The organism is Bifidobacterium sp. ESL0728 (assembly GCF_029392015.1).
GTDB lineage: Bacteria > Actinomycetota > Actinomycetes > Actinomycetales > Bifidobacteriaceae > Bifidobacterium.
Genome location: NZ_CP113925.1, coordinates 2,280,160 through 2,293,913, shown reverse-complemented (window position 1 = coordinate 2,293,913; position 13,754 = coordinate 2,280,160). Strand labels below are relative to the sequence as shown.

The following is a 13,754-nucleotide window of genomic DNA, read 5'->3' as shown; positions in this document are numbered from 1 at the left end:
GCATTTAGGGCTGAATTGTCAAAGTTCGCTATCATCAAGTGATAACGCGTCATCCTTATCCGCCGCTCCGAGCAGCAGGCGTTCGGTCAGCGAGACCAGGCCAAGCAGGATGCCGGTCAGCGCCACCACGACGATGGCGGCGGAGAAGATCATCGCCGTCTGGAACGAGTTGAAAGCGCCCTGCAGCCACACGCCGAGGCCGTTGGTGGCTCCTAAGTATTCGGCGGTGACGGCGGTGCCGAAAACGTAGGCGGCGCTGATGCGGATGCCGGAGAAGATCTGGCGGGCGGCGACGCGAAGTTTCACGTGGAACAGTGTCCACGGCTTCGTCGCTCCGCAGGTCAGCGCCACGTCCTGATAGAAGCTTGGTACGGCGGCCAAGCCGCGCGAAGTGTCGACGGCGATGGAGAACAGGCCGAAAATGGCGACCAGCGTGATTTTGCCGGCCGGGTTGAAGCCGAACCAGATCATGAACAGCGGCGCAATGGTGATGATGGGGATGGTCTGTGCAGCTACCAGCAACGGGTAGATGGCTCGGTTGGCGGTTTTCGAAACGTAAAGACCGATGCCGATGGCGATGCCGGCGATAACGGCAATTACGAACCCAGCCAATGCCTCGCCGGTGGTAACGGCAGTTGCGGCCATGAGGTCGGGCCAGGTCGCGATCATCGACGAGACGATGGCGGCGGGGGAGGCGAGCGTGGTTTCGGAAACAAGATGCGCGCTCGCCGCCACCTGCCAGACAAGCAGCACCGCACCGATGGTGACGGCCGGTGGCAACGCCTTGTGCCACCAGCTCTGATGTCGCTTTTTATCTATCGAATGTTGTTGAGACATGCCTTATTCCACATATTTGTTGGTCGAAAGCTCGGCTGCTTGGGGCGCGTGGGCGAGCTTCTTCTTGTGCGAATCCGTGTAGGTGCCGGCATTGTACTGGAAGTCCAAGTACTTCTGGCCGTCTTCGGTGTTGACGGTGGCGGTGAGTTTCTGGTCGGGCTTGCCATCGGTCGTCTCGTCATTCATCCCATTGCCGCTCCAATAGCCTTCTTTCACGACTTTTTCCATCGAGGCGCGGGCGAGTTTCGGGTCAAGGTGAGAAGTTTTGGTCTGGCTGACCAGAATGTCGGCGGCCTTGTCGGGATTGGCCAGCGCGTAGTCGTATCCGCGTCGTGCGGCTTTCAGGAACTTCTTGAGATTGGCGACGTTCTGCGGGTTTTTAAGCCACGAGTTCTTCACCGCGAAACCGAGCTGGTCGGGATTGCCGGGCACGCCCCACTTGTCGGCGGCGAAGCAGTTGAGCGCCGGCCCGTTGAGCTGTGATTCGACTTCCTCCCAGTTGGCGTAGAAGCCCGCGAAATCGCCTTTGCCGCTGGTCAACGTGCGGAAAGTGTTGGTACCGGCCGTAGCGGTTTTGAAGTCACCGTCGCCACCGGCGTCACGGATCATCTGGCGCACCGAAGCGCTCTGCTCGGCCGATCCGAAGGTGACGAAGGTCTTGCCTGCGAAGTCTTTCGGCGTCTTGATATCGGTGCGGCTTTTCAGGCTGCACCAGCGCGCGATGGGCTTCTGCGTCAGGTCGAAGACGAGTTTCAGGTCGGCGCCGTGCGCATCGGCGTTGGCGAGGTCGGTCAGTTTGGAAAAGCCGATATTGGCCACGCCGTTCTCCACGCTGGTTTCGGCGCCGGCCTGCGCGGTCGGCAGGATTTTCACGTTGACGCCGGCGTCCTTGAAATAGCCCAGCTGCTGGGCGACGTAGAGGCCGACGTGGTTGGTGTTCGGCGTCCAGTCGAGCATGAAGGTCAGTGTCGGCTTGCCGTCGGCGCCGGTTGCGGTGCCGCTATTGGAACTATTGCCGCATGCTGCCAAGGAAAACCCCAGCGCTGCTGTACCAAGTACCGCCATCGTCTTCGTGGCCAGCCGCTTTGTGTCCCGCTTCCAGCCGGTTAAACGGTGGGAAGCGAGGTTCGATCCGGCTTTTCCTGCGAGTAACCGGTCAATCCTGCTAGAAAACGTACGTTTTTGAGGCTCAGAATGTACGAAAACTAGCGGGATTGTCTTGTTGCTCGCAGTATGTGTACGTATTTCATCCCATTTGCCGCTGAAAATCCGCGAAAACCGTGTCTTGATGCTCACTGTGAATCACCTTGTCTGTTCTGCGGCCTGAGGCGACGCATGCGGAAAGGTGAGGAGTCCGCGCGACGAATCAAACCGGTGCATCGAGCTTGGGAACTGATCTGTGCCGATCGGTTTATGCCGACCGATTTTGCGGTTATCTCTGGGTTTGGGCCAGCCGATGCCACCGCAAAGTCTCTATTTCCAAACTTTTTGCGTTGTTAAATCGTCTTGGCGCAGCTGCTGCCACCAACCGCGCGAACAACTTTCAAGTATAGGCATCAGGGGCCACAAATATATGGTTTTGGCGGGCTATGACCCAGCGTTTGCCGCCGAAGTGTAAGAAATCTCTTACGGTTTGGGCTTTCGCGGTACCGCCGGTTGCGTTAACCTAGGACTATGAGCGAAAATAACAACACACTCCGCATTGCCGTCGTTGGTGCCGGTCCTGCGGGAGTCTATTCATCCGACATCTTCCTGCGCGAGCTGAAGAAACAGGGCGAATCGCTTGGCCTGCCGACCAACGCGCGTATCGACCTGTTCGAAAAGCTGCCGGTGCCGTTCGGCCTTGTGCGCTACGGCGTCGCGCCCGACCATCCGGCCATCAAGTTCATCGCCGACGCGCTCGAGAAGACGTTGGATAATCCCGACATTCATTTGTATTGTGATGTGGAATTCGGCCGCGATCTGACGCTTGACGATTTGATGCCGCGTTACGACGCGGTGCTGTTTGCCACCGGTGCTGTGGCCGATCGGCCTTTGACCATTCCGGGAGCCGACCTCGACGGCGTGCATGGTGCCGCACGGTTCGTGGAGTGGTACGACGGTTATCCGACCGGCGCTCGCACGTGGCCGCTCGATGCCGAAAAAGTGGCCGTCATCGGCGGTGGCAATGTGGCGATGGACGTGTCGCGCGAACTGATGCGCAACGCCGACGATCTCAAGGCCCGCACCGATATTCCCGACAATGTCTACGAAGGCATCAAGGAAAACAAGGCGAAAGAACTGCACCTCTTCATTCGCCGCGGCGTGGCCCAGGCCAAGTTCAGCGTCCAGGAGCTGCGCGAGCTCGAGAAGCTGCCGGGCGTGCAGATCGTGATTAACGAGGATGATTTCGACCTCGACGATGCCACCGTCGAACAGGCCGGCAAAGACAAGCTGACCCGCCAGATGGTCGAGGAGCTTTATGCCATCCGCGACATGGCCGAGGATATGGAAGATGACGGTGGTGTCGATTTCGAAGGCAACCCCGCCACCAAGAAGTATTACATGCACTTCAACTCCGCACCGACTGAAGTTCTGGGTGAGGGCGGCAAGGTCATCGGCCTGCACGTTGAGCGCACCGAAACCGGTGCGGATGGAGTGATGCGTCACACCGGCGAATTCACCGATTATTCGGTCGGGGCCGTCTATCATGCCATCGGCTACAAGCCGGCGAGCGTTCCGGGGGTGGCCTACGACGAGCAGCGCGATGTATTGGCCAATGAGGAAGGCCGCATCCTCGCCGAGCCGGCACTTACCGCTGAAACCGGCAAGAGTACCGTTCGTCCGCGTCTCTACGCGACCGGCTGGGCTAAGCGTGGTCCGGTTGGCCTGATCGGTTCCACCAAGTCCGACGCCCTCCTGATTGTCGGCAATATGCTCGAGGATCTTTCCAAGGATGAGAATGCTGACGGCAACGGCAAAGGCTGCATCGCTACCGATCGCGACCCCGAGTCCATCGACCGCCTGCTGGCATCGCGCGGCGTCAAGCCCATCGATTTCGCCGGTTGGAAGAAGGTCGACACCTACGAGCGTGCCGAGGGTGCAAAGGAAGGCCGCGAGCACAAAAAGGTCATCGACCCCGACCAGCTGCGTTCGCTCGCGTTGGGCTGAGTAGTCGGCATGGATTCGCTGGAAAGATGATTTGCCGAGTAGCTGCGTGTTCTCATGTTGGGCTGAGTGGTGCTTAAGATAGCGGGTCGATTGGCAGCGTGGGCTGGGAGAGGCTGACGCTTGAATCGACATAGCGGCGCTGAATCCACGCTGCGGGTGCTTTCTGTTGTCGCGACAGAAAGCACCCTTTTTCGTGCTTTTCGCCGCGTCCAATGATTCCCTGCGACCAAAAGCATGTTTCCCCTCGTTTTTTCGTGCTTTTCGTCGCGTTTACTGGATGGCATGCTGAGGAGATCAGCGTTGTGACAAAATGCCCGCGCTGAGGGTGCTTTTCTCCGCAATGTAGGCCAGTCTCAGTGGGAAAAGCACCAAAATCGCCTCAAAATGGTGCTTTTTCCACTGGAATCGGTCGATACTGAGGAGAAAAGCACCAAAAATGGGCCAAAATAGTGCTTTTCTCACGGAAAGTGGTCTACGCTGAGGAGAAAAGCGCCAATACCTCCCAAATACTTGCATCTTACAGCCGACGTTCAGCAAAAGCACAGGCACTGCCGTTAGGCTTTGATATATGGACGGCAAGATCAAAGTGCATGGCCATTTGAACGGCCTCAAGACCACACTGCTTTTCGGCGTGATGTGGGCTATTATCATGCTCATTTGGTGGCTCACCGGCGCCAGCCGCGACACGCTTATTTACTACATTCTCATCGGCCTTGCCACGACTTTCTTTTCCTATTGGTTCTCGGACCGCATCTCGATCGCCTCGATGGGTGCGCGGCAGGTCTCCGAGGCCGAAGCGCCCGAACTCTACCGCATCGTCCGCGAACTTTCCGCCCGTGCCGGCAAACCGATGCCGCGCATTTACATCGCGCCGACGATGAGCCCGAACGCGTTCGCCACCGGCCGCAACGAGCGCCACGCCGCCGTCTGCTGCACACAGGGAATTCTGCAGATTTTGAACGAGCGCGAGTTGCGCGGGGTGCTTGGACACGAACTGATGCACGTCTACAACCACGACATCCTCACTTCGGCTGTGGCCAGTGCGATGGCGACGGTCATCACCTACCTGGGCTATATGCTGATGTTCTTCGGCGGCGGGCGAGACAACGATGACCGCGATTCCGGCATTTTCGGGCTGATTGGTGTCGCCTTGAGCTCGATTCTCGCGCCGATTGGTGCCTCGCTGATTCAGTTGGCGATTTCCCGCACCCGCGAATACGATGCCGACGAGGACGGCAGCAAGCTCACCGGCGACCCGGCTGCGCTCGCTTCGGCGTTGAGCAAGATCACTTCCGGCGCGCAGGCCAACCCGATGCCGCAGACTGCGGGCACCCAGTCTGCCGCCGCGATGATGATCGCCAACCCCTTCTCCGAAGAGGGTTTCAGTCGCCTCTTCTCCACACATCCACCGACCCAGGAGCGCATCAACCGCCTGATGCAGATGGCGCAGGAGATGCAGGGCGTTGGAGCAGGCCCGAACAGAGGCCCACGTTTCAATCGCTTGGGCTTCGACGGTTCGGCGCAGGTTGCGTACTGAGTTGACAAGCAATCTGTCGCAGATATGCAGGAAGTGTATCTGTTTTGAGTTGCGCGGGGCCGTTTCGTCGTTTTGACAGGTGTGCTTTGGTGAGTGTTCGAATCGGGTAGGCAGTGAATTTAGGTCGGCCAAAAAACGTGTCCCGTATAGGGCCGAAGCCATTGCGGCGTAAGGATTCGAGTGTATTCGAGTTCAGTGTGCTCCATGAGGGCTATGAGCCATCCCCAAGTGGGCCAGCGGGACTTTCGAACACTTTTCGGCATACGGTTTCGCGGCTCTGTGCTAAACTCGCTTTTTGTGTGCGCGCGGCATCGCGTGCGTCACTGCGGATGTAGTTCATCGGTAGAATGGAAGCTTCCCAAGCTTCAGAGGCGGGTTCGACTCCCGTCATCCGCTCTCTTGTTCAATTCCCGAAAGCCGTTGCAAATAAAGACGTCTTAGAACGTGAATTTCCTTTGAAAACTCCAAGATGGCAAGCAGGCTATTCATGCGAACCATGCTGCTAAGGGCTTCATTGACGAGATAAGGAAAGGGTGGTCATGAGCCAGAAAAGCCAGAAATATATGGCCGACAACGGCACTGTCATCACCGATGACATGGTGGATCAATGGGCGCAGGAGGCCGAAGACGGCTTCCAAAGTGCCGAAATCAGACCATTCGAAGGACGTGTCTGGGAACGAAAGGGAAACCTCTGAAGCCAGGGCTATAGAGCACAGAAGTGTTGCTTACCATCAAGGTTTCAGGCTTCAAATAGCCGGCATATTTTTTGGCGGAAGATTTGAAAAGCGCGGAAGCCGTGCCCCGCGCCAACGCAGGGACATCCGGCTTCCACTTCCATACCTTCTCAAGGCAAGCCTAACTAATAGGGTTATAGGCCAGGAATAAAGAATGCAATTCGTTGGTGGTAGGTGTGCCTGGGGAATATTCTGGCCTATATCCCTCGATGAAGTTAAAGTGCGGGCAAATGATAAGGAAAAATCTGGAATAAAAATAAAATAAAGCGAAAGTGGAGGAGGCAGGAATCGAACCGTGCATCTCCGCCTTGCGGCGGGCTCTACCATTGAGTTAATCCCCCGGAATCGCGCATCATCAAATGATAATCGCAACGACTTGCTTACTATAGCACATATTTTTCGGTCGGTATTTCGTCAGCGACTTCATGAATGTCGGTAGTTTTGGGATTTTACGTTTATTTCGGTTCTTCAATTTTCGGGATTCCGAATGATTGGATGCGTGCCGCGAACGCCAATGGCGAGGCTCGCGGCAATAATGGAGGTATGACCATTGCAACCCCTGAACGATATCGCGAAATGCTGGAAACCGCGCGGCGCGACGGCTATGCCTACCCTGCCATCAACGTGACCAGCACCCAGACGCTTAACGCGGCGTTGCAAGGGTTTGCCGAGGCGCAATCCGATGGCATCATCCAGGTTTCGGTGGGCGGTGCGTCCTATTTTTCCGGGCAGAGCGTCAATGACCGCGTCACCGGTTCGCTTGCGTTTGCCGCGTTTGCGCATGAGGTGGCCGCGAAGTATCCGAACATATCAATTGCGCTTCATACCGACCATTGTGCCGAGCCCTATCTCGACGGCTGGGTGCGGCCGTTGCTGGCTCGCGAGGCCGACGAGGTGGCGCACGGCCATGAGCCGACCTTCCAGTCCCACATGTGGGATGGGTCGACGGTGCCGCTTAAGGAAAACCTCGATGTTGCCGAAGAGCTGTTGGATCTTTCCGCCAAAGCTCACACGGTCTTGGAAATTGAAATCGGCGCGGTAGGTGGCGAAGAGGACGGCCATCGCGCCGACATCGACGAAAAACTTTATTCGACGCCGGCCGATGGCATAGAAGTCGCGCGCAGGCTTGGCCTGGGGGAGCGCGGCACCTATATGGCGGCGTTCACGTTTGGCAATGTGCACGGTGCCTATAAGCCGGGAGTCGTGAAGTTGCGCCCGGAATTGCTTGGCGAGATCCAGCGCGAAGTTGCGGCGGCCGCGAAGGCCGGGAAATTATGCAGCAGTGTAAATGTGGGCTTAAAGTCTTCTGATACCAAGGTTTCCCGGGATTCCGGTATATCGGAATCCGGCAGCTCGGATGATTCTGATTTGCGTATAACCGCTTTGTCATCCGCAATATCCCAGACAAACCGTCCATATACCGACGCCGATTTGCATGATAATAAACCATTCATGCTCGTTTTCCACGGCGGTTCGGGTTCGACGAAAGGTGACATCACCGCCGCGGTGCATTATGGCGTGGTGAAAATGAATATCGACACCGACACCCAATATGCCTTCACCCGCGCGGTCGCCGGCCACATGTTCGAGCACTACGATTCCGTGCTCAAGGTCGACGGTGAGGTGGGTGAGAAACGTTACTACGACCCGCGTTCGTGGGGCCGCACGGCCGAGGACGCGATGGCCAAGCGCGTGGTTGAGGCCTGCGTCGAGTTGGGTTCGGCCGGTAAGGCGCTCAAATAGTCTTACCTATTAAGTATCGGAAAGCCGGGCTGGCGGTAGTGGTGGTTGACGAGCTTGAATTGCATCATTCTGATATCTGATTTAGATTTATGCCATCATTCCATGATTGATAGCGCATTTCGATAAAGGTAAAGACACGACATACGTCAGGTATTTTTGTGATACGTGGGCCGCAGGTTTGTGCGTAGCTCAGCTATCGCCAGTTGTTCTTTAGCTCCGTCAGTGTTACGGTTCGTGTTTCACCGTGATAGCTGATATGCAACTCGTCTCCGACCAGCGCCGCGCCCGGCATGGCGATCGAGTCGTCAGCGTCGACGCTTTCCAACTCGCGGTCGCCGAGGTAAGCAGAAACGAATGCATAGTGACCAGGTTCGATGGTGCGCATCTGTATCGGTATGCGCGTTTTGGGGTAGAGCAGATTCGTGTTCGGCTCAGGAGCCGCCAGTTCCAGCGAGAAGCCTTCTGCGGCGATCAGCCCGGTGAGCCCGACTTCGGTGCGATAGAACAAGGATTGTTGCGGCAGCGCGAATGTCGCTGTTGAATGCGCAACCGATTTTTCTGCGATTTCACCGGAAATATTGTCTGATTCATTTTTCGAGCGATAATCGGTGGCTTGGGTACCGGTATTTGCCGATTTGCTGGTTTCGTCCGGGATGTTTGAATCTCCGGTTTCGGCCAGGATACTTGGATTTCCGGTTTCGAAACGTTGGTTTTGGCTGTTGTTTTTCCCGACGGAATTTGAATCCCAACCGGAAGCGAACGAACCGTCGGTAGAGTGCTGGCTTGACGCAGTGGCGAGGCCGCCGACCGCGTTGATGTTGGGTCCGGCCAGCTCCTGCCCGAAGTCCGGCATCGAGAACCCGCCCTCGGCCAGGTGCAACGCGCGCGCCGAGTCGATGACATGGACGCGGATGTGCCACGGCATCAGCGGCACGATGAAATTGCGGATCGTCACGTCATCCCACGGCTCCCAGCGCGAGTAGACGTAGTCGCCGTGCACTGCGTAATCGGCGTAACCAAAGGCCGTGCGCCAGTGGTATTCGGATTCGCAAACCGCCAGGGTATTGTCGCAGGCAAGCTGTTTCAGCACGGTCGCGGCTTTCGGCGTCGAAAAGCCGAAACTGGTGGAATAGACGTATTTCTCGTATTTCGCGTCGGTGTGGTTGTGCTCCGGGGCATGCTGGCCGGCGGTGAAGGCCTGCGCTTCCAGCCCGGTGCGACTGTGCGCCACCAGCATGCGCGGTTCAGGTTGGAGCTTGAGCGCCTCGAATTTGAAATCGTCACTTTCGCGCACGGTCCAGAAGGTATCGGTTTCGGGAATACACAGGAAAATAAAGGTTTTGAGCGCCCAATAGGCCGAAGCCGGCCCGTTGTAGCCCTCGGCCATGTTCATATTCGGATAGGCGTAACCGATGGGAATCAGCCCGTCAGACTGGAAAATATTCTGCTTGAACCACCATCGCAGGTTGCCCAACAACAGGTGCTTCACATCGCCGAGCGTCCAGCCATCCGGCAGATCAATCCCCGCAAAGGCCGCCGCACTCCAGAATGCCGCCTGTGCGAATCGGTAATCGAGGCTGCGCCCGAACGGCAGGCAGGCGCCGTCGGCCGCAAACCAGTTGGCATAGCTCGGTACGAAAGCGGTCGCGCGTTGCCTGAGCAGCGTATAACGCTTCGCTTCGGCGGTGCCGGGTCTGCCATCTCTTGAGAGGTATCCAGAAACGTTGTCCGCATTGCTTTTCTTCCTGCTCCCGGCATCGTTCAATGTGCGTTGCCTGTCAACTTGATTGGGTTTGTTGGATACCGGAAAATTCGCGGATTTTCCTGAATAGCTGGCATGGGGGCAATCAATTTTTCCGGTATTGGGATCCGGCGCGGAGTATGGCTTATGGGAATAGCCGGCACTTGCGGATTCGTTATTGGTATTCGCGCCAGTCGGGATGGGTCGGCTCAGTTCGTAGTCCCGCTCGGCAAGTCCGGCGGTCATCAAAGTGAAGAACTGGTAGGCGAACGGGATGTAGTTGTCAATCTGGTTTTTGTAGCCGTCGTACGACCATCCATGGCCGAGATAATGCGAGGCGGTGACGTCGAAATCGGCTTGTACCAAGGCGTCGTACTCGGGATGCCCGGTATGCACGAACCAGGTGTTGACCATCTGCCGGAACCAAAGCCAGTTGGTCTTCGGCAGCTCGTGCACGTTGATTTGGTCGAGCCAGATGAGGATGTTGTTCTGTTGCGTGCCGCTTAAATGGTCCCAAAAATCCTGTCTCGTCTCGAAAAGGAACGCAGTGATTGCGCCCATTTCCACGAAAAGCTGGTCGTAATCGTCCAGTGGGTTGCCCCAGAAATCGGGGTCGCCGGGCGTGGTACCGTGAACGATGCCGGCGCACGCAAGCTGCCACCAACGCGGGAAGCGAGCGATGTTGCCGCGGTTGGTGAAAAGCGGGCCCAGCCCCCAAAGGAGCCGGCAGAAGCCCTCGATTGAAGTGCGGTCCTGGCTGTAGACGGCTCCGCTGTCGCTCATACGGAACCGGCCGTATCGTCCGCCGCTCTCAACCAGTTTCATGGCCGGCGTGAGGATATCGACCAGCGCAGCCGAGCAATCGGCTTTTGTGCGCAACGGGTTTGTCGCGACGTTTTCATTGAACGGCTTCGTTTTCATCAGGCTTCGTTGCTTCTTTCCGGCAATCGCCTACAGGTTGCTTGGCAAAAGCTTTTCTATATAGGTTTCTTTACATAACGTATGGTCTGTCGCCCGGTTGGTCTTTTGCAAGGGCGGGGAGGATGGAGTCGACACTAAATACCGCGCGCCGCTGATTTGAGCGTCGTTTTATTTTGAAATCTCATGGCAAAATCTGGCAATATTTCGTTTTCGAGGTTGGAAATATCGCGGAATCGACGTTATGGAATAATTATTCTTGGATATTGATTATAGGTTATCGGAAATGGTTCGCTGAATGTCGGAACGGGGATTGCCGCATATTGCCGTATATGGATTGCGTAATATAAACGCGGACTCCCAGAATAAACGCGGACTATCAGATGCGGATTGCCGATATCGGTGAAGGATTGGCCTTGCCGGTGCTCGCGCGCACGACGTACGAGGATTGCAACATGATCGGTTTTCTGTCGTTGACTTGCTTGGTGTGGTGGATGAGGTTCAGCACTTCATCCGTGGCCTTCGAACCCAGCTCTTTTCGGGGCAGTCGGACGGTCGAAAGCGCGGGGGAGACGAGCGAGCTGAACTGCACATCGTCGATACCAACCACCGAAACCTCGCCGGGAACACCGATATTGCGCGAATGCAGAGCTGCGATGAACCCGATGGCCATGATGTCGTTGTAGGCGATGACCGCGCTGGTCGGATTGTTCAGAAACACCTCGCCCGTGCGGAAACCACCGCTGAATGTCGGCGCGTTGGAGGGAATACGGCGCAGTTTCAGATGTTTGCGTTGGCAGATCGACGAAAGCGTTCGCCAACGAACGCCGTCTTGCCACGAGGATTCAGGCCCGCTCAGGTAGGTGAAATTGCGGTGCCCGAGGGAGGCGAGGTGCTCAACGGCTTGCGTCAACCCGATCTGCACGTCGCCGATGACCGATTGAATGCCTCGGATTGAGCGGTTCATCGTGACCAGCGGTTTGGTCTGGGCGAGCTTGCGTATCCCTGCGTCGGAGAGGCGCGAGGAAGAAAGGATGAGGCCGTCGATGTGCTGGATGGCGGCGTGGATGGAGGTTCGCTCGATGACCGCGTTTTCCTCGGAATCAAGCACCAAAAGCCCGAAGCCGTTGGAAAGACATTCGTGCTGGGCGGCGCGTGTGTACTCGGCAAAAACGGGGTTGCTGAGGTCGGCGACCACGATGCCGAGCATGCCGTTGAGATGGTCGTCGTTGCTGTGCGCCCTGATGGCGGTGGCGCGATAGCCGATTTTGTCGGCCACGTCGTAGATGCGTTGGGCCGTGGCTTCGTTGACTCGTCCCGGTCTTGCGAAAGCCCTTGAAACCGTTGAGGGCGCAACGTCTGCAGCCTTGGCGACGTCCCTGATGGTGATTTTTACGGGCGTGCCTGTTGCTGCGGGGGTTGACCCGGCTTGGTTGTTGTTGTCTGCTGTCATTTTCGCCACGCTCCTTTGCGATGTAAGTATAGCTGGTCTTTGGCAAGTAATGGCAACAGAATACAGCACCAAAGCGCCTCACGTACACTTAAAAAACGATAGGGATTTTGACATCGTGGTGAATCACTGGTTCATCGCGGATTGTGAGGATGGTGCCATGATTGGCCAGACGGATATAGCGGAACCTGTTTTGTCTCCTGATCGTTTGCTGCCCGCAGAAGGATTGCCGCTGCGCGTGGCCAGGGAACTTTATGAATCGGTGAAGAATCTTCCCATCGTTTCGCCGCATGGCCATATCCCGGTCGAATGGTTTGCCGAAGACAAGCATTTTGCCAATCCTACCGATCTGTTCATCACGCCGGACCATTATGTGACTCGAATTTTACATGGTCAGGGTGTGCCGTTGAGTGCACTGGGGGTCGGTCAGACCGATTTCACCGACGCGCAGGCGCGTGACGCGTTTTTGCTCTTTGGCAAGTATTGGTTCGCCTTCGCCGGCACGCCGATGCGTTACTGGTTCGAGGATTCGCTGGTTCGCGTTTTTGGCGTCGACAAGAAGTTCGGACCCGATTCTGCCGGCGCGATTTACGACGAACTTGACGAAATGCTCAAGACCCCGGAATTCGGCACCCGGGCGCTCGCCAACCGTTTCAATATGGAATTCGTCTCGACCACCGACGATCCGGTCAGCGACCTGAAACTGCATGATCAGGTCAATGCGGATCCCCAATTCAAGCCGTTCGTCGCCCCTGCGTTCCGCCCGGACAAATACCTTGAGCCGTCCCGTGCCGATTGGCCGAAACTGGTGCGCGCCTTGGGTGCCAGCGCCGGTATCGATGCCTCCTCATACGTCGGTTTCAGCGAAGCGATGCGTCGCAGAAGGCGATATTTCAAGGATCACGGAGCGGTGTTAAGCGATCATTCCCATGCCGACCTCAACTCCGAACGGCTTTCGGACGGCGAGGTGCGCATGTTGTTCGCAGAAGCCTATGCGGGGCGTATCGAGGCCAGCGACGCCGTTCGTCTGCGAGCGCATCTGTTCAATGATCAGGCCAGGTTCGCTCAGGAGGACGGTCTGGTGATGACCGTGCATCCCGCTATCGCTCGCAACTACGATGCTGCGGCCTTCGCCAATTATGGTGCGGATATTGGCGGTGATATCCCGGCCCGTGCGGAGTTCGTGCAGGCGTTGCGTCCTCTGCTTAACGAGTACGGCAACAATGCCGGTTTCCATTTCGTGGCATTCACCGATGACGAAACCGTGTATTCGCGCGAACTGGCGCCGCTCGCCGGCTTCTATCCCTCCTTCTATATCGGTGCTCCCTGGTGGTTCATCGACTCCCCGGACTCGATTTCGCGCTATTTCCACGCCGTCGTCCCGTATGCCGGTTTCGCCAAACTTTCCGGGTTTATCGACGATACCCGTGCGATTTGCTCGATTCCCTCGCGTCACGACATGAACCGTAGGGTCACCGCAAGTTTCGTTTCCTCGTTAGTCTGCGACCGGCGCATTTCCATGGACGAGGGTCTTGCCATCATGCACGCTCAAGTCTCCACCCAGCCAAAGCTGGTGTTCAAGATCGATGGTGCCGAATAAACCGATTGTTCTAAATGGATAAAAAATAACGTAGGATATGACCT

General features: G+C 56.8%; 9 protein-coding genes and 1 tRNA gene. 6 read left to right on the top strand and 4 right to left on the bottom strand.

The window, feature by feature from the left end; all coding sequences use genetic code 11:
• Nucleotides 1-18 precede the first annotated feature (18 nt).
• Nucleotides 19-837 (bottom strand): ABC transporter permease, encoded by an 819-nt coding sequence (locus OZX67_RS08645; protein WP_277142620.1) that lies wholly within the window; start codon nt 835-837, stop codon nt 19-21.
• 3 nt (nt 838-840) lie between these two features.
• Nucleotides 841-1,902, bottom strand: a complete 1,062-nt coding sequence (locus tag OZX67_RS08640; RefSeq protein ID WP_277142618.1) for an ABC transporter substrate-binding protein — start codon at nt 1,900-1,902, stop codon at nt 841-843.
• Nucleotides 1,903-2,511: 609 nt separating this feature from the next.
• Between OZX67_RS08640 and OZX67_RS08635 the strand changes: the two genes are divergently transcribed.
• From OZX67_RS08635 to fbaA, 5 genes are all read left to right on the top strand, one after another.
• The gene (locus OZX67_RS08635; protein WP_277142616.1) at nt 2,512-3,987 is read left to right on the top strand and encodes an FAD-dependent oxidoreductase; all 1,476 of its coding nucleotides are present in this window, start codon (nt 2,512-2,514) and stop codon (nt 3,985-3,987) included.
• A 568-nt stretch (nt 3,988-4,555) separates the two neighbouring features.
• Nucleotides 4,556-5,524, top strand: coding sequence for a zinc metalloprotease HtpX (gene htpX, locus OZX67_RS08630; protein WP_277142614.1), 969 nt, complete (start codon nt 4,556-4,558; stop codon nt 5,522-5,524).
• Between the two features lie 325 nt (nt 5,525-5,849).
• Nucleotides 5,850-5,920, top strand: a tRNA-Gly gene (locus OZX67_RS08625).
• Nucleotides 5,921-6,063: 143 nt separating this feature from the next.
• Nucleotides 6,064-6,219: a hypothetical protein gene (locus OZX67_RS08620; protein ID WP_277142612.1), complete on the top strand. Its 156-nt coding sequence runs from the start codon at nt 6,064-6,066 to the stop codon at nt 6,217-6,219.
• 582 nt (nt 6,220-6,801) lie between these two features.
• Nucleotides 6,802-8,001 (top strand): class II fructose-bisphosphate aldolase, encoded by a 1,200-nt coding sequence (gene fbaA / locus OZX67_RS08615; protein WP_277142610.1) that lies wholly within the window; start codon nt 6,802-6,804, stop codon nt 7,999-8,001.
• A gap of 193 nt (nt 8,002-8,194) precedes the next feature.
• Here fbaA and OZX67_RS08610 read toward each other — a convergent pair whose 3' ends face one another.
• On the bottom strand, nt 8,195-10,663 hold the full coding sequence (locus OZX67_RS08610) for a DUF2264 domain-containing protein (RefSeq protein ID WP_277142608.1): 2,469 nt from the start codon (nt 10,661-10,663) through the stop codon (nt 8,195-8,197).
• A 376-nt stretch (nt 10,664-11,039) separates the two neighbouring features.
• Nucleotides 11,040-12,113: a LacI family DNA-binding transcriptional regulator gene (locus OZX67_RS08605; protein ID WP_277142606.1), complete on the bottom strand. Its 1,074-nt coding sequence runs from the start codon at nt 12,111-12,113 to the stop codon at nt 11,040-11,042.
• A 115-nt stretch (nt 12,114-12,228) separates the two neighbouring features.
• Between OZX67_RS08605 and uxaC the strand changes: the two genes are divergently transcribed.
• Nucleotides 12,229-13,710, top strand: coding sequence for a glucuronate isomerase (uxaC, locus tag OZX67_RS08600; protein ID WP_277142603.1), 1,482 nt, complete (start codon nt 12,229-12,231; stop codon nt 13,708-13,710).
• The last annotated feature ends 44 nt before the right edge of the window (nt 13,711-13,754 follow it).